Annotated in this window: 7 protein-coding genes and 1 riboswitch; all 7 genes read left to right on the top strand. The window is 44.5% G+C overall.

What is annotated here, in order from left to right:
• Positions 1-45 precede the first annotated feature (45 nt).
• The 7 genes from ACSSTM_RS09945 to ACSSTM_RS09915 all read left to right on the top strand — a co-directional run bounded on the left by ACSSTM_RS09945 (position 46) and on the right by ACSSTM_RS09915 (position 19,250).
• Entirely contained in the window at positions 46-2,115 is a 2,070-nt protein-coding gene (locus ACSSTM_RS09945) for a hydantoinase/oxoprolinase family protein (RefSeq protein ID WP_034664154.1), read from the top strand.
• Complete coding sequence (locus tag ACSSTM_RS09940) at positions 2,105-4,090, top strand: hydantoinase B/oxoprolinase family protein (protein ID WP_095285951.1); 1,986 nt, start codon at positions 2,105-2,107, stop codon at positions 4,088-4,090. Before ACSSTM_RS09945 ends, ACSSTM_RS09940 begins: the two co-directional genes overlap by 11 nt.
• The gene (locus ACSSTM_RS09935) at positions 4,087-5,172 is read left to right on the top strand and encodes an ABC transporter substrate-binding protein (RefSeq protein ID WP_034664150.1); all 1,086 of its coding nucleotides are present in this window, start codon (positions 4,087-4,089) and stop codon (positions 5,170-5,172) included. The genes ACSSTM_RS09940 and ACSSTM_RS09935 overlap by 4 nt, the downstream gene beginning before the upstream one ends.
• 8 nt (positions 5,173-5,180) lie before the next feature.
• Positions 5,181-6,272: an ABC transporter ATP-binding protein gene (locus tag ACSSTM_RS09930; protein ID WP_034664147.1), complete on the top strand. Its 1,092-nt coding sequence runs from the start codon at positions 5,181-5,183 to the stop codon at positions 6,270-6,272.
• On the top strand, positions 6,272-7,141 hold the full coding sequence (locus ACSSTM_RS09925; RefSeq protein WP_034664145.1) for an ABC transporter permease: 870 nt from the start codon (positions 6,272-6,274) through the stop codon (positions 7,139-7,141). Before ACSSTM_RS09930 ends, ACSSTM_RS09925 begins: the two co-directional genes overlap by 1 nt.
• Positions 7,134-7,937, top strand: coding sequence for an ABC transporter permease (locus ACSSTM_RS09920; protein WP_034664143.1), 804 nt, complete (start codon positions 7,134-7,136; stop codon positions 7,935-7,937). Before ACSSTM_RS09925 ends, ACSSTM_RS09920 begins: the two co-directional genes overlap by 8 nt.
• Before the next feature lie 369 nt (positions 7,938-8,306).
• A riboswitch (cyclic di-GMP riboswitch) is annotated at positions 8,307-8,399 on the top strand.
• Positions 8,400-8,543: 144 nt separating this feature from the next.
• On the top strand, positions 8,544-19,250 hold the full coding sequence (locus ACSSTM_RS09915; RefSeq protein ID WP_437404157.1) for an amino acid adenylation domain-containing protein: 10,707 nt from the start codon (positions 8,544-8,546) through the stop codon (positions 19,248-19,250).
• The last annotated feature ends 18 nt before the right edge of the window (positions 19,251-19,268 follow it).

Here is a 19,268-nt window from a genome sequence, read left to right as displayed (position 1 = left end):
TTTATCAAAATATGATTCTATTTACATTGCAGGAGGGGAGTACAAATGGCGGATGTCTCTTATCGGCTTGGTATAGACATAGGAGGAACATTTACTGATTTATCGCTGATGAATGAAGCAACAGGGGCGCTGACTGAACTCAAAACACCCACAGTGACTGACGACCCAGCCCAGGGAATTATCAATGGGCTAAAACTTCTAAAAGACAGAGGTGTTGATTTATCTAAAATCCAATATCTCGTACATGGAATGACAATCGGTCTTAATACATTATTGCAGCGGAAAGGAGCAGATTTAGCCCTTTTTGTGACGGAAGGCTTTCAAGACATATTATCACTACAACGATTACGATTACCCATTCCTTATGACTTCAATTCTCGTTTGCCGGAACCATTGATACCACGAAAGCATGTATACCCAATCTCTGAAAGGTTGATACACGATGGTACGATCAAAAAACCTCTCCATCTGCAGCAATTAGATCATGCTGTCCAGCAGGTCATGTCTAAAAGGCTAGCAGGTATTGTCATTTCTTTTTTACATAGTTATCAAAATCCAGTTCATGAATTACAGGCAAAAGCCTATATCAAACACCATTATCCGCAATTAGAAGTCCTTACTTCATCTGAATTATGGCCTCAAATGAGAGAATACGAGCGTACTGTGATGTCTGTTGTCAATTTGTACATTCAACCAAAGGTAAAACAGTATTTACAAACATTGAAAAGCCGTTTGAAAGAAGAAGGTGTACCAATTTCTCCATACATTACACAATCAAATGGTGGTTTAATGGATGCAGAAAGTGCAGCAACTTCACCTGTTAAAACACTTTTTTCTGGTCCGGCAGCTGGTGTCATTGGTGCGGCAAGAATCGCAGCCTCTGCAAACGAATCCAACCTGATCACTTTTGATGTAGGGGGGACGAGTGCAGATATCTCCATTATTCAAAAGGGGCAGCCTACAATGGCTCAGTCTAATCAGCTTTCAGGTTTTCCTATCATTCTTCCATCTGTTGCGATGTATTCAATAGGGGCAGGCGGAGGTTCTGTCGCGTGGATTGATCAGGGCGGGCTTCTCAAAGCAGGACCAGAATCAGTTGGCTCACAGCCGGGACCAGCTTCGTATGGTAAGGGAAAGAAAGCTGCCTTAACTGATGCGTTCCTCATATGCGGTTATCTCAATCAAGAGCGTTTTGCTGGAGGACATTTACACCTACAGCTATCCGCGGCGGAAAAGGCCTTTCAGCCAATTGCTGACCAGCTCAACAAAACGGTAGAAGAAGCGGCTGACCAGCTGATCCAAGTAGCTGTCGCCAATATGTACACAGAATTAAGCAATGTCATGGAGCAGCAAGGGTTTGACCCAAGAGATTTTAGTTTACTAGCGTTTGGCGGAGCAGGACCGGTTGTGGCGAATTTCCTTGCTCGAGAAATCCATGCGAAAAACGTGGTCGTTCCTCCAAGTCCAGGAACATTATGTGCATTAGGTGCTCTGACCGCTGATTTTATTCATGATGCGGTGCTGTCGAAGAAAATATGCTTACAAGACTACTCGATAGATCAACTAAAACAAGATTTTGAGATGCTTTCGCGAAAAGCGGCTGATTGGTTCAGTCGGCAGAACATTCAGCATATTAAACAGACATCCATTCTATTATTGGCAGATGCACGTTATCAAGGACAAGCCTTTGAGATTGAATTACCATTATCAGCTGAATGGCTGAAGCAAGAACAAGATATCCACCAACTCATTGAAGCCTTTCACAAACTGCATCAGCGTCAATATGGTCATAGAGATGATCAGGCGAACATCGAGTTTACTCATTTACGAGTTCGAGTCATAGGCGAGACGCCGCCGCTGCCTTTCACACCTGTTCATGAAAGCAGCGGACAATCTTTGAAGCCATATGAATACAGGCGAATCTTTATAGAAGAAAAAGAACATGAAGCAGCTATTTATTACAGAGATACTTTGTCAGTAGGTTCTGTCATCAATGGACCTGCCATTATTGAGCAGGATGATACGACAACATTGATTCTGCCAAATTGGACAGGCAGCATTGATCAATCAGGGAACTTGGTGATTTCAAGGGAGGCGGCTTTACATGAGAACTGATCCAGCAAAGCTTGAGATGATGCGCAGTTATTTTAATGCAATTGCGTCTGGCATGGGACATGTCATTGAGCGGACGTCTTTTACGACTTTCGTCAAAGAATCAGCTGACTTTGCGACAGCGTTAGCCACGCCTTCTGGAGATTTCTTTGTTTATCCGAAGACAGTGGGTGTAACGATCTTTTTAGGGCTGAGTCTTAAAAAAGCGATTGAAGAGAGCGGGGCGATGCAGCCGGGAGATATTATCATCACAAATGACCCTTATACGACAGATGGTTTAGCGACTCACCTGCCGGATGTCCATATCATTAAGCCAATTTTCGTAGATGGTGAAATTGTCAGCTATGCTTGGTCTTTTGTTCATGTGAGTGATGTGGGCGGACTTGTGCCCTCGAGTATTTCACCGACAGCAACAGATGTCCATCAAGAAGGATTAAGAATCCCGCCAGTGAAAATTTATGAAGGCGGGAAAGAGAATCAGGTCGTTCGTACCTTTTTAAGAGCCAACAGCCGAGCCAGTCATTTAAATGATGGGGATATCAATGCGATGATTGCTGCAGTAAATACAGCAGAAATTCGGTTAAAAGAAATGATCGGCAAATTTGGAAAAAATGAAGTGAAACAAGGAATGATGGACCTGCTGAAGCAAGCTGAGATTCGTGCAGGAAAGGTCATTGAAGCCATTCCGAATGGAACGAGTGAATTCGCTGATTATTTAGATGATGATATGATCTCGGATGTGCCGATCCGTTTGAAAATCAAGTTAACGGTGAAAGGAAAGCGGCTGATTCTTGATTTTTCTGAGTGTGACCCTCAAGTGAAAACAGCTTTTAACCTTGTCACCAATGGTCAGAAGCATTCCTTCCTATATCAAGGGTTGATTAATTACATTATTAGTAAAGATCCCTTTATACCGATTAATGGCGGAATAACATATCCGATTGAAGTGATTTCACCTAAAGGGACGCTGGTGCATCCAGAATACCCGGCCTCTGTTGGTATTCGGCATTCGATTACGATGAGGCTGTATAATGTCGTGCTAGGCGCCATTGGTAAGCTGTTACCTGAAGCAGTGCCGGCAGCAGGTGCAGGTCAATCTGCTATTGTTGTTCTCTCTGTTCCTGATGATCAAACAGGTGGCAGGAAAATGTCTGTTGTCGAACCATTAGGCGGAGGCGGCGGTGCTCAAAATGGAACTGATGGAGTAGATGGCATTGATCATTCATCTGGCTTTTTGAAAAATACACCCATTGAGAGTTTAGAACAGCATATTGATATTCATGTTCACCGATATGAGCTTTTGCCGAACACAGGCGGGGCAGGAGAAAACAGAGGTGGACATGCGATTGGTTTGGAATTTGAAATGATCAAGCCTGAATCTATGGTGACCGCACGAGGAATGGAACGAATGAAGTTTCAGCCTTGGGGGTTAATGGGCGGCCGAGCAGGAGCTGTTGGTGAGGTCAAGCTGATCACAGCAAAAGGTGAAAAACAAGACCAGCCAAAAATAGATGTTCTGCGTCTTGAAAAAGGCGATATTGTGCAATTAATATCACCAAGTGGAGGCGGCTGGGGAAATCCATTTGCTAGAAATAAAGAAAAAGTGCTTCAGGAAGTGGAAGCAGGTCTATTAAGTGAAGAAAGAGCGCTGCAGCAATATGGCGTTAAAGTGTATCTAGACCAAAATGAATGGAAGATTGATGAAAAGCAAACGAATAAGCTTCGTGAAAAGGTTGATCATCCTGCTGATATCATGTGGGATTTCGGAGAACACAGAGAAGCTTATGAGAAAGTATGGACGGATGAAGCCAGCAGCGAGCTTGCCGTGCAGCTGCGTTCTTACCCAGCTAATGAACGTACGCATTATAAACATGCAGTTCATCAACATTTCAGTCATAGAAATGAGCCGTTAACAAAGAAAGATATTATTCAAGCACTTCGTCATATGGATGGACAAAAAGGGGGAAATCAATCATGAAAAGAAGATTAATCACTATTTTTGCAGGTGTACTATCAATGATTCTACTGCTGACAGCTTGCGGTGGAAATGGACAGGATCAAGGTAAACAGCAGCAGACTGTGATCGTTGGCGTATACGGAGGCGATTGGGAAAAGAATATCAAACCAATCCTCGAAAAGTTTGAAAAAGATACGGGAATTAAAGTCCAAACCGTCTCTGGAGCGGATTCTGAATGGTTTACGAAATTAAAAGCGTCCAATGGAAAAAATCCACCGTATGACCTGCTTATTTTACAGCCTGATACGATTCAAAGAGGCATTGCAGCAAATGTTCTTGCGCCGATTGACGAAGAGCAAGCACCGAATGTCAAAAAACTTTACCGTTCTGTCCAAAAGAAGCTCACTATTGATGGGAAACAATATGCAGCAGGCTTTAGCATGGGGCAGCTAGGAATTGCTTATCGAAAAGATCTTGTGAAGCAGGAACCAAACAGCTGGACAGACCTATGGAGCAGTCAGCTAAAAGGGAAGGTGGCGATATCATCTCCGACTTATTCAGCTGGTTTGCAATTTTTTTCTGCGCTTGTCCATGCTCAAGGTGGGACAGAATCAAATCCTAAGGATATTGATAAAGCCTTTAAAAGCCTTTCACAATTAAAAGGACATGTAGCTGCTTTTCCAGATAATCCAGGGTCTATTCAAACCTTGTTAGAACGTGGTGACGTGGCAGCAGTTCCATATTGGGATGGACGAGTATTTGCACTTGAAGAAGAAGGAATGGATATAGGTTTCTCATATCCGAAAGAAGGCGCTGTTGCAGCTGTTGCGAGCTGGGCTTTAACGAAGGGAAGTCAGCATGAAGAAGCGGCTTACAAACTATTAAACTATTTAAGTGGAAAAGAAGCTCAGGAGGCTTTCTCGGAAAAATCTTATTATGGCATGTCGAATTCTGATGTGAAATACGGTGACAAGATTAAGGGGAAGGTCAAGGTTGGAGAGAATTATTATAGCAAGCTGACTTGGGTAGATTACGAAACAGCAACTTCAGAGCTTGGCAATTGGACAAATCGATGGAACGAAGTATTAGGCGGAGGAAAATAGGTGATCGCATGAGTGGAATCCATTTAGAACATATCAGCCAGCATTTCGGCGAGCAGATTGCTCTTAACGATGTCAGTCTTACGGTGAATGAGGGAGAGTTTTTCTCCCTTCTTGGCCCTAGCGGCTGCGGAAAATCAACGTTATTAAACATCATTGGCGGTTTTTTAGAGCCAACAAAAGGTGTCGTCTATATTGGTGATCAGGATGTGACGACTTTACCGCCTTATCAAAGAAAAACGGGTATGGTCTTTCAAAGCTATGCACTCTTTCCGCATCTGACCGTATTTGATAATGTGGCGTATGGGTTAAAGGTTCAAAAGAAAAAGAAGGCAGAAATCAAAGAGAAAGTAATGGAATGTTTGTCTCTTGTACAATTAGAGGCGTTTGCGAAACGTATGCCGCATCAATTAAGTGGTGGACAGCAGCAGCGGGTAGCGATTGCAAGGGCGCTTGCGATTCAGCCGTCTGTTCTTCTTCTTGATGAACCGCTCAGTAACCTAGATGCAAAACTTAGAAAAAATATGCAGACAGAGCTTCGAAATATTCAAAGGAATGTCGGAATTACAACCATCCTCGTGACCCATGACCAAGAGGAAGCATTAAGCCTTTCTGATCGGATTGGGATTTTAGGTGAGGGAAGAATCCAGCAGATTGGGACGCCTTTAGAGGTGTATCGCCAGCCAAACAATCGATTTGTTGCTGAATTTATCGGGCAGGTGAACCTATTTGAAGCAGTATATGATGAAGCTAAAGCTGCATTTATCGTTCCTCATTTAACCCAGTCAAACGGGCAGCATGTTGAGTTAAAGGCTGCGGCACACCAAGAGAAGAAGGGGAATCATTTACTCATGCTCCGTCCAGAAAGAATCAGCATATCTTCTGAGTGGGAAGACGTTCAGCCCAACCATGTATCAGGCGTGCTGGCAGATGTCAGTTATATTGGTCACTCATTACGTTTGGTGGTGGGGCTCGATAGCGGTGAAATGATTGTCCATGCTTCTGATGCAGCATTTCCTGAACTGCCGAAAGCTGGAGAAGCAATTCATATCAATTGGCAGCCTGAAGATATCGTTTTCCTAGATTCGAAGGTGCATACGTGATGCGTATCAAGAAAAAGAATCAGCGATTTCATTGGTTCATGCTGCTGCCTGCGTGTTTGTTTCTTGTTGTATTTCTTCTAGCGCCGCTTGTGATGATGTTCGTCCTCAGTTTTCGCGATGTGGATTCAATGATGAATACATTACAAACATATAGCTTTTCTCAATATATTCATGTGTTCACGACAGATGCGTATGTGAAGGCGATTGGAAGTACAGTGTGGGTAGCCTTGCAGACAACGGTGATTTGTTTATTGATGGCATACCCCGCAGCATACGTGCTTGTCAAGGCACCTCATCCGCGTCTGCGGGCATTTTTCTATATCTTACTTGTCTCGCCGCTTTTGACAAGTGTTGTGATTCGGACGTTTGCATGGATTGTCCTTCTTTCGCAAAATGGTCTGGTCAATGGCATGTTATTAGATTTACATGTGATTGAAAAGCCGCTCTCTATGCTGTGGAATATGAATGCGGTGATTATTGCTTATGTTCAGGTCATGCTGCCTTTTGCAGTGCTGCCTATCGCGACGAGCTTAACCGATATGGATCGTCATTTACGACCGGCTTCTATGAGTCTAGGAGCTGGACGTATTCGAACCTTCTTTCATGTGACCTTTCCACTGACCATTCCAGGTATGGTGACTGGAGCTATTATTGTCTTTTCACTGGCGGCTGGGAGCTATATCACCCCGCTGTTAGTCGGCGGAAGGATGCAGCCTCTGCTGCCGCTGTCTATTTATCAGCAGGTCATGCAGGTGTATAACTTGCCTCTTGCTGCAGCGATGTCCTTTACGTTATTGGTTTGTGTGCTTGTGGTGGTCAGTTTATTAAGCTATCTATTGAAGCGTTGGGAGGCGAGGATGCATGCGTAAAAAATCATTAGGTGACCGCTTGCTTTCAATCCTGATTTGGACTGCTGGGTCATTGGTTTATCTCTTTTTAACCATACCTGTTCTTGTCATCGTCCTATCTGCTTTTAGTCCAAATGCCTTTCCTGAATTTCCGCCGACTTCGTTCTCCGTTCGTTGGTTTCAAGAGGTCGTGTCGAATCCAGAATGGATGGAGTCTCTGCGTATCAGTGTGATTTTGCTATTCATCGTAACGCCGCTCACGGTTCTTTTAGGCACGATGGCTTCGTATGCTTTAGCAAGGCTTACCTTTAAGGGAAAGGAGGCCATCCAAGCCTTCATTTTGTCACCACTTATGATTCCTCAGGTAGTGTTGGGGATTGCCATGCTTTATTTGTTTACGGCTATGGGGTTTACGGGATCTTTGTGGGCGCTTGTCATAGGTCACGTCATTATTGGCTTTCCCTATGTGGTTCGAACAGTAGGCGTCAGTGTCTCGAATTTGGACCCGCGGCTTGAGCTAGCTTCAATGAATCTTGGCGCAGGACCCATTCGCACATTCTTTCGAGTGACGCTGCCTTTGATTAAGCCAGGAATTATTGCAGGCGGGGTGTTTTCAGCTGTGACGTCATTTGGGGAAATATCGATCAGTTTGTTCGTTTCCTCTCCCCAAACCATTACGATTCCCATCAGGACGTTTAATTACATTGAGCAAACCTTTGATCCGAGTGTCAATGCGATATCTGTCATATTTATTATCATTTCTATCATTGCGTTGCTCATCATTGAGAAAACGATTGGCCTGTCTAAGGTGATGTAAATATAATGAAGAAACAAGGGAGCTGTCATTTGAAATGGCAGCTCTTTTTGTGTTGTTTTTACGGTAAATATTTTCAATTTTTCAGGGAATATAGTTCTTAAGATTTAAGAAATTTTGGAGAATGAAAGGAGACCTCTATCCTGCATTTTCGGTCATATTTGCAAATTTTAAGGGGAAACATGAAATTTTTGCGGTATTTAGTCGATTATTTTCGGTTGAACGCAACTATTATTAGTTATTTTCGGTAAATATCGTAAATTATCATGTGATTCATTCGGTATAACGCATGAATCTTTACACCCATTTTTCGGTGAAAAAAACAATAATTTCATATAAAGTGGACGTAAATAGAAAATATTTAAAAAGAAAAGAAGAAAAAGGCAAATCTATGGAAACGTAGAGACGCAAAGCCATGTCCTAAGGTAAATGTTGCTTTTTTACTATGGTCGGCAGGTTACCGAATCAAAATGGGAGTCCCTCCGTTTTATTCGGGGTGGGCTTCTTTCCGTATTGCGTCTATTTAATCAAATAGACTTGGTTCTTTTGATATAGAGGGTTCAGGGTGTCACATTGGTGGAGAAAACATAGAAGAGGCGGAGGATAAGAATGAATACAGTTTATTACCCCTTAACACATGCGCAAAAGCGAGTATTCTACACGGAAAGATTTTATCCAGGTACAAGTATTTCTAATTTGGGTGGATTCGCCAGATTGAGATCGGTATCAGGTTTAGATCCATCTTTAGTCGTTGACGTGCTTCAAGCATACATTCGCCAAACTGATTCCCTTCGTTTGAGGCTGGTGTATCGACATGAGCAGGAGGAGCCTGTTCAATATATGAAGCCTTATGAAGAACAGCCGATTCGCATGGAGAAGGGCTGGAGTGAAGAAGAAGTGAGGGCTTGGGCGAATGAGCAAATCCGTGAGCCAATGCCGTTAATTGACAGCCCCTTGATTGAATTTACGGTCTTTCAAATCAGTGATCAAGAGTGCTGGCTGTTCTGTAAAGCACATCATATTGTGGCGGATGGTATCTCGATTATCTTGATGGGAAATCGCATTATCGACTTATACCAGGACATGCTGCACGGGGTAGACATCTCACCGGTTGAGGAGATTTCCTTCGTTGATCACATCATGAGTGAGCAAAGCTATGAAACTTCTAAACGATTTCAAAAAGACCAAGCCTTTTGGAATGAGCAATTTGCCAATATTCCAGATTTCGCTTCTTTAAAACCGCATAAGGGATACGAGATGAGTTTACATGCGCAGCGATTTTCGGGGGATATTCCAGATTCTTTGAAGGAGAAACTTCGTGCTTTTTGTGAAGAGCAGAAAGTCAGTATGCTCTCGATGTTTATGTCCACTGTTTATGTATATTTACATCGTTTTAGCGGCTTGGAGGATGTTGTTCTTGGAACCTTTATGGGCAACCGAACGAATGCCAAAGAAAAAAAGATGATTGGTATGTTTGTTTCCACGATTCCAATGCGTGCATCTGTTCATGGGTCGCAAACATTTCTTGATTTCGTAAAACAGGTCATGGCGGATCAAATGAAGATCTTGCGTCACCAAAAGTACCCTTACAATCTCCTCATGAATGATTTGCGAGAAAGAGAAGGGTTTACAGGGCGCCTTTTTGATATTTCTTTAGAATACCAGGTCATGCAGTGGCAGAAAAAAGAGAATCTGTCTTTTATTACTGAACCGATTTTTAGCGGGAGCGGAATGAATGATATTTCAATCCATGTAAAGGACCGCTGGGATACAGATACATTGACCATTGATTTGGACTACCGTACAGATGTATTCACCGAAGAAGAAATCAGTAAAATGTTTGATCGATTTTTGATCATACTAGAGGCGGCGGTCTCTCAGCCTGACCAGCTGATCGGGACACTTCCTTTACTTCCATCAGATGAACAAAAGGAACTGCTGCAACTATCTGAGAGAATTCCGTTTGAAAAACCAGCTGAAAAACCGGTTCACCACATGTTTGATGAGACAGCAAATAAGTATGCAGAGCGGACAGCCGTTGTAGCGGAAAATGGAGCATTTACTTATGGAGAGCTGTATCAAAAGGCAGAAAAGCTGGCGCGGTTTTTACAAATGAAAGGTGTCTCGCGTGATGTGCCTGTTGCTGTCCTAATGGATCGGAAGGCAGATGCTATGGTGGCGATCTTCGGCATATTAAAGGCTGGCGGGGCGTATGTACCGATTGATCCGGCATTACCTGAGGAGCGCATTCAATATATTGTGGAGGATTCTGGTGCTTCCATTGTGTTAACAGAGGAATCGTTCGTTTCAACATACCGTGCCCTCTCGGAAAAAATGGTCGTTCAGCAGCAAATCGAATTAGATGATGGTCTGCTGCCTGAGCTTGTAAATCAGTCGGCACCTGAGGATTTGGCTTACATGATTTATACATCAGGTACGACTGGAAAGCCGAAAGGCGTCATGATTGAGCATCTTCAGCTGCATCATTTGGTCCATGCCTTGCATCATGAGATTTATCAAGGGGCGAGTGAGCTTCAAATGGCGCTTCTTGCACCATTCCATTTTGATGCATCGGTGAAACAAATCTTTGCTGCTCTTTTATTTGGGCATACGCTTCATATCATCCCGCGAGAAACGACGAGAAATGGTGTTCAATTAGCGGCTTATTATAAAAAACATCAAATTGAAGCAGCAGACGGAACACCGGCGCATGTGCAGCTTTTACTTGCAGCGGATTTGGACGGGCTGTCATTGACACACATGTTGATTGGGGGAGAAGCATTGCCTGCGAAAGCAGCACACTCTCTTATCGAAGCGGTTCGTATGAGTGAGCCTGATTTTACTTTGTGGAATGTGTATGGTCCGACTGAGACGTGTGTCGATGCGGCGGTTCATCGTCTGGAACTAAGTGAGCTGCGCGAATCATCTGAACAGCAGCGTTATGTGTCGATCGGAAAACCACTCGGTCATCACCGTCTTTATATTTTAAATGACCATGATCAATTACAGGTGCAGGGGGCTGTTGGAGAGCTATGCATTGCAGGGATAGGTGTTGGACGAGGCTATGTGAATCAGCCTGAATTAACGGAGAAGGTATTCACGGCAGATCCGTTTTCTCCACACGAGCGTATGTATCGAACGGGGGATCTAGTCAGATGGCTTCCGGATGGCAAGATTGATTATCTTGGCAGAATGGATGATCAAGTAAAAATAAGGGGTTACCGCATAGAAACAGGCGAAATTGAAGCAGTGATGGAGCAGGTAGATGGAATCGATCAAGCTGTCGTACTTGTGGTTGATGAAGCGGACGGGGAAAAGGCGTTAAGTGCTTACTATCAAGCTCGTCAAGAAGGTGTGTCAGTTGACATGCTGCAAGCCGTTATCAAACATCAGCTTCCAGCTTACATGATGCCGCTCTATTTCAAAGAGCTCGATGCATTTCCACTCACAGTCAGCGGCAAAGTCGATCGTCGTGCACTTGCTGCTTTAAAAGGCGACAAAGCAGTTCATGCTGTATATGCTGCACCTAGAAACGATCTCGAAACGAAGCTTGTGCGTTTGTGGGAAGAAATCCTTGGTCAAGAGAAGATTGGTGTATATGATTCTTTCTTCGAGCGAGGTGGTCATTCACTTAAAGCGATGACAGTACTCACACATGTTCAGCGAGACTTTCAGGTGGAAGTGCCGCTCTCCATTTTATTTGAACAGCAGACCATTGCCGCTTTGGCTGCCTACATTGAGCAAGCGGAAACATCTTCTGAAACGTTGATACCAAAAGCGCCGGCAGCAGACCACTATCCATTGTCACCTCCACAGCAGCGCGTTTATATGGTGAGTCAATTGGAGCAAAGCACCGCATACCATATGCCAGCTGTTGTGAGGTTAAAAGGAACATTGCAGCGAGAGAAGCTGACTGAAGCCTTTGAAAGACTCATCACACGTCATGATATGCTGCGTACTTCTTTTCATACGTTGAAAGGTGTTCCATGTCAGCAGGTAGCTCCATCAGTGCCATTTCAAATAGAGCAGCTGACAGGCGGCACGATGGAAGAAAATATGCAGCAATTTGTCAGACCTTTTGACCTTGAGTGTGCACCACTTCTTCGTATTGGCTTGAAGTCATTACATGATCAGGAGCACCTGCTCTTTTTCGATATGCATCATCTCATCTCAGATGGTCTTTCGATTGATTTAATGCTGCTTGAGCTGTCAGATGCTTACGAGGGATCGGTCAAAGCTCCATTGAAGCTTCAATATCAAGATTATGCTGTTTGGCAAGAACAACAAGATTTTCAAAAAGAAGAGGCATTCTGGCTGCAGGAATTTTCGGGTGATCTTCCTGCTTTACAGCTGTTGACCGATTATCAACGCCCAGCGGTCCAGTCTTTTGCAGGGGACCGTGTGATCAAAGAAATAGATGAAACGTTAAAGGAACAATTGCAGGAGCTTGCGGCAAATCACCACACGACACTGTATACGGTTCTGCTTTCTGCTTACTATACATTGCTTGCGAAGTACACGGGTCAAAAGGAATTCGTGGTTGGAACACCGGCGGCAGGGCGTGTGCATGCAGACCTGGATGACATGATCGGCATGTTTGTCCAGACACTTGCTTTGCGGACAGAGGTTGATCCGAATGGAACCATGTCGCAGTTGATCGAGCAAGTTAAGGAAAAGACGATGCATGCATTTGAGCATCAGCAATATCCATTTGAACGGCTGCTTGAAAAGCTGAATATACCAAGAGATTTTAGCCGTCATCCTTTATTCGATACCGTTTTTACACTCATGCCAGATCATGGAGCAGCCCAGCATATTGGAGAGATGCAAGTTGAAATTGAAGAAACCAATTTCCATATTGCAAAGTTTGATTTAACGCTGCAAGCGATGGAGTCAGATCAAGGTTTATCCTTTGTCCTCGATTACAGTACGGCGCTATTTAAACGAAGTACAGCCGAGCAAATGCTGCATCATTATATGTATTTGCTGGAGCAGATGGTCCAATCGCCGGAGGAAGCGATTCGATCCTATCGATTACTGTCTGAACAGGAAGCGGAAGCTCAACTGAATCTGTGGAATCCGTTACCGACGCCTTATCCGGCAGAAGAAACCATTGTGACGCAGTTTGAAGCGCAGGTGCAGGAGCATGGTCATAAGTCTGCACTCCAATGTGAAGGTGTGATTCTTTCTTACCAAGAACTGAATGACCGAGTGAACCAGCTGGCTCATTATTTGCGTGAACATGGGTTTGAAAGAGGGATGAAAGCGGCCTTATTCTTTGAACGATCCAATGAGATGGTACTCTCTGTTCTAGCTGTGCTTAAGGCGGGCGGCGTCTATGTACCAATTGATCCTGATTTCCCTGATGAGCGCGTGAAGCACTTTTTGACAGATAGCGGTGCACAATTTTTACTGACACACCAGGTGCTGCGCCAACGTTCGGTACTCGCTTCTTTTGAGGGAACCGTCGTCGAAACAGAAGATCAACTGATTGTTCAGCAGTCAGGCAGCAATATAGACATACCTATTTTACCTGAGGACTTGGCGAATTTGACCTATACATCTGGTACAACTGGCAAGCCGAAAGGAAATATGGTGACACACCGGAATATTTTGAGAACGGTGAAGCAATCAAATTATCTTGCCATTCATCATGAAGACACGGTGATGAGTCTATCAAACTATGTATTTGATGCTTTTATGTTTGATGTGTTTGGTGCTTTATTAAACGGAGCGAAACTGATTGTTCTGCCAAAGGACCATATCTTAAATATGAATGAGCTTTCTGGAGCGATTGAGAAGGGAAAAGTCAGTATTTTAATGATCACGACAGCTCTTTTTCACTTACTCATCGATATGAAAAAAGACAGCCTGAAGAACGTCAGAAAAGTTCTGTTTGGCGGAGAGCGAGCTTCCGTGCCTCATGTCATGACTGCACTTGAAACGGTGGGGGAAGGCAAGCTTGTTCATATGTACGGTCCTTCTGAAAGCACGATTTTCACTACGTATTATCCAGTGAATCACATTGAGAAGCAGGCGTTATCCATTCCAATTGGAAAGCCAGTGAGTCAAACGGCTGTTTACATTGTAGATGAATTTGGACATGTGCAGCCGCCGGGTGTTGCGGGAGAGCTATGTGTCGCTGGTGATGGACTGGTGAAAGGATATTATGGGCAGCCAGAACTCACAAGCGAAAAATTTGTGGAAAATCCTTTCCGCCCTGGTGAGGTCATGTATAAAACGGGTGATCTTGCACGATGGCTGTCAAATGGAGAGATTGAATTCATTGGACGGATTGATCATCAAGTGAAGATTCGAGGTCAGCGTATTGAACTTGGAGAAATTGAGCATCAGCTGCTGCGACATCCGCAATTGAAGGAAGCCGTCGTCATTGCAGCTCCAAATGACACATTATGTGCATATTTTACAGCCGAAGGGTCCGTCTCATTAACTGATTTGCGCGAGCAAGCAGGGCGTGAACTGCCTGTGTATATGATGCCGTCGTTCTTCATGCAATTAGACGAGCTTCCGCTGACGAATAACGGCAAGGTAGATAGGCGCGCCTTACCGGTGCCTGACCTAAGTGAGCAGGGGGTAAATGAGTACATCCCTCCTCAAACCGAAACAGAGCATCACGTAGCGCGCGTTTGGGAGGAAGTTCTTGAAGTGCCGAGAATCGGCAGGGACGATCATTTCTTTGAATGCGGTGGCCATTCGCTGCGCGGCATGAAAATGCTGAACAGGCTGTATGAAGAGATGCACGTGGAGCTCACTTTGAAGTCTTTATTTGAATCTCCAACATTAGAGGCGTTTGCCTTTGCGGTTGATCAAGCGGATCAAACGGAGATCAAGCGGGTGGAGGTTGCAGAAGAAGCGGCCTATTATCCAGTGACATCTGCTCAGAAAAGGCTGTTTGTATTGGAGAAAATGACCGATGCGGAGCAAAGCTATCATATGCCGGCTGCTTTAAAGCTAGAAGGTGTTTTTGATGAAAAACGATTTAAAAAAGCGATTGAGCAGCTTGTCCATCGTCATGAAGCATTTAGAACGAGCTTTGACTTTGTTCAGAATGAACCTGTTCAACGGATTGAATCAAATATTTCCTTAGACATTGAGGAAATCGAAGGGAACGGAAGAGACATACAGGAATTGATGAATGACTTTATCCGTCCATTTGATGTAGGAAAGGCGCCTTTACTCAGAGTAGGTCTAGTTTCTGTTTCCGTAAATGTCCATTATTTACTGATTGATATGCATCATATCATTTCAGATGGCGCATCTGTTGGCATTTTAATTGAGGAGCTTTCAGCCTTGTATCGAGGAGACAAACTACAGGAATTACCTGTTCAATATAAGGATTATGCGGTTTGGTCAAAAAGTGAGACGTTTGCTGCACAAAAAAGAGCTGAAGAGGCGTTTTGGCTGGAGCAATTACAAGGAGAGCTGCCTGTACTGGGACTGCCGGAAGACCTGCCAAGACCAAAAGTGCAAACATTCGCAGGAGAGCGTGTCTCCTTTACAATCGATGGGCCGCTTAAAGCGAAATTGGATGAGCTGGTCAGAGCGCTCAACAGTACGACGTATACAGTCCTGCTCACTTGCTACAGTACCCTTTTAAGCAAGCTTTCGAGACAAGAAGATATCATCATCGGTTCTCCGATTGTAGGCAGAACTCATCCTGATATTCAATCTGTCATCGGTATGTTTGTGAATACGCTGGCACTTAGAACCAAGCCAGCAGGACATCAGACAGCTGCAGAATTTGCGTCAAATGTACACCAGCTTGTGTTAGAGGTAAATGAGCATCAGCTGTACCCATTTGAAGAATTGGTAGACCAAGTGCAAACGGTTCGAGACACTAGCCGTCACCCAATCTTTGATGTAGTGTTCTCGATGGAAAATGCGGATATCCGTGATTTAACGATGGATGGACTTTACATCGTTCCAGAGCCATTTGAAGAAAATATCGCCAAATTTGATTTGACCTTAACTGGAAACGAATCGGCTGATCACATTGAGCTTGTGTTCGATTTTAATACTTCTATCTTTCAACAGTCTTCGATTGAAAAGTGGAAGGAGTTTTTCCTTCATTTATTGGAACAAATGGTATCAGCGCCAGATCAATCGTTAGATCAAATGCAGCTATTATCACCGAAGCAGCAGCAAAAACTGCTCAGCGAATGGTCAGGACCTGTCCTAGACGTCCCGTCAGATCAAACGGTCCATGCACTGATTGAGGCCAAGGTACATGAGGCACCCCTACAAAAAGCGGCGACTTTCTGCGGAACGAGCTGGACGTATGAAGAGCTCAACAGCCGGGCGAATGTAGTTGCTTCAAGACTTATCTCAAGCGGTACAAAACCAGGAGACCGCGTCGGTATTCTCACCCGCCCATCGCTTGATATGATGGCCGCTGTCCTTGGAGTTCTCAAGACAGGTGCGGCATTCGTTCCAATTGATGCGGATTATCCTGATCAGCGTATTGCTTACATGATGGAAGACTGCGGGGCAGAGATACTTCTGATGCAAAAAGGATTAACTGCACCAACTTCCTTTGCAGGTCATGTCCTGCTGATAGAAGATGCGGTAGAAGGCGAAGCAAAAGAGATTCAGGTTCATATGAAACCAACAGATCTCGCCTATATGATTTACACGTCTGGAACGACTGGACAGCCGAAGGGTGTCATGGTCGAGCACCAGTCCCTTGTCAATCTTGCTTTCTGGCACAATGATGCCTTCCAAGTGACAAATGCGGATCGAACCGCCAAATATGCCGGCTTTGGCTTTGACGCCTCCATTTGGGAGATGTTCCCGACATGGATCGCCGGCGCAGAGCTGCACATCATCGATGAAGCGATTCGTCTCGATATGATCAAGCTCAATGCTTATTTCAATCAAGAAGGTATCACCATTGCGTTCCTGCCGACCCAGTTATGCGAGCAGTTTATGTCAATGGACAATCATTCTCTGCGCTACCTACTGACTGGCGGAGACAAGTTGAAACAGGTAAAGCCTGTTCCATATAAACTCGTTAATAACTACGGTCCGACGGAAAATACAGTCGTGGCGACAAGCGGGATCATCAACCCAGATCAAGGAACGCTTCCAATCGGAACAGCGATTGCCAATACCCGTTTTTACATTATGGGTTCGTTATATGACCTCTCGCCGCCAGACGTACCGGGTGAGCTCGTGATTGCGGGGAAAGGACTGGCAAGAGGGTACTGGAATCTTCCAGAGGAAACCAACAAACGATTTGTCCCAGATCCATTTTATCCAGGTGAGCGCATGTACCGTACAGGCGACTTAGTGAAATGGACAGAGGATGGCGAGCTGATCTATCTCGGCAGAAAAGACCATCAGGTCAACATTCGAGGCTTCCGGATTGAGTTGTCAGAAATTGAGGCGCAGCTTCTTGAACTGAATTCAGTCAAAGAAGCAGTTGTGACAACGGTGAAAGATACGAGCGAACAAGATGCGCTTGCCGCATATGTCATCACGGAGAATGAAACAGAAGACTTAAAAGAAAGCTTAAAACGCACGTTGCCAGACTATATGGTGCCTTCATGGATCATCAAGCTAGACCAACTGCCGATGACGGCAAATGGCAAAGTCGATCTGAAAGCATTGCCAGCGCCTGATATGGAAGCAAACCAAACGGCATACGAAGCGCCAAGAGACGAAGTCGAAACGCTTCTATGCGGCATTTGGGAAGACGTGCTTGGCGTGAGCCAAGTCGGCATTCACGATCACTTCTTCTTCCTTGGCGGAGATTCGATTAAAGGCATTCAAATGGCAAGCAGACTCACACAAGCGGGCTGGAAGCTTGATATGAAGCTATTGTTCCAATATCCAACGATTGCGGAGCTCCGCCCATATATTGAAGAAGCTGATCAAATGACAGCCGACCAATCACCAGTTGAAGGGGAAGTCATTTTCACACCGATTCAGCGCTGGTTCTTTGAGCGAAACTTTACGAGTCAGCACCATTGGAACCAATCGGTTATGCTCCATGCGCTAAATGGCTTGGATGAAGCCATCGTTCAGCAAGTGTTGGAGCAGCTGATGATCCATCATGATGCCTTGCGAATGGTGTATCAGCTTGAAGAAGGGCGCATGATCCAGCGTCATCGAAGAATTGAGGAAAACATGGTGGCTGTTGATGTGATGGAAGTACAAGGAGAACTGTCGCAGCAAATCCAGCAGGTAGAAAAGCTTGCAAATGAAGTGCAGGCGAGTATATCGCTGGCGGAGGGACCTTTAGTGAAGCCAGTCATTTTCCGAACGGATCAAGGGGATCATTTATTGCTCGCTGTACACCATCTTGTCATCGATGGTGTGTCATGGCGTATTTTCCTTGAAGATTTTATGGCTCTTTATGAACAGTCGAAGCGGGGGGAAGACCTGACACTTCCTGAAAAAACACACTCCTTCCAAGAATATGCCCAGAAGCTGACGGAATACGCGATGTCAGATGAACTGCTATCGGAAAGAGCTTATTGGAAAAAGGTACTTGCACATTCCGTTACACCGCTTCAAAAGGATCATGTGACGGAGGATCAGCGGATGCTTCATACACAGACCATTCGCTTTACATTGTCTAAGGAGGAAACACGCAGTCTGCTGACAGATGTACATGAAGCATACCAAACAGACATCAATGATATTTTGCTGACAGCATTAGGATTGTCCATGAAAGAGTGGACAGGTGAAGAGAGACACTTTATTCATCTTGAAGGACACGGAAGAGAGGAAATCCTCCCTGGGGTCGATGTATCACGAACCATCGGCTGGTTTACAAGCATGTATCCTGTGTTACTGGATATGTCGCATGCAGACGATCTTTCTTATCAGATCAAGCATTTAAAAGAGGAACTCAGGCACATTCCGAACAAGGGAATCGGCTATGGCATATTAAAATATTTAACCCCTGACAAGATGAAGGACGATATCTCATTTGATGTCACACCAGATATCAGCTTTAACTATCTTGGTCAGTTTGATGAACAGATCGGCGGTGAGTTAAGCCGCTCAACGTGGCATCCAGGACAATCGTTGAGCCCTGAATCAGAGAAGCCTCATGCACTTGATATTGTTGGTTTCGTAGAACAAGCAATGCTCCATGTGACGATTTCTTATCATCATCTTGAATTTGAAGAAGGTACGATGGAACAATTCAAGAATCTCCTTGAAAAGAATGTGAAGGCGCTGATCTCACATTGCGTATCACAGGAGGAAACCCAGATGACACCTAGTGATGTAGGGGATGAAGATCTCACCATGGATGAACTTGAAAAGCTAATGGATATATTTTAAGCAAACGAAGAGGTGGAC

It is taken from the genome of Bacillus sp. RK1064 (assembly GCF_051488405.1).
In the GTDB taxonomy this organism is placed as follows: domain Bacteria; phylum Bacillota; class Bacilli; order Bacillales; family Bacillaceae; genus Bacillus.
Note: the sequence above shows the minus strand (reverse complement) of the source record. Positions and strands in the feature narration are given on the sequence as shown.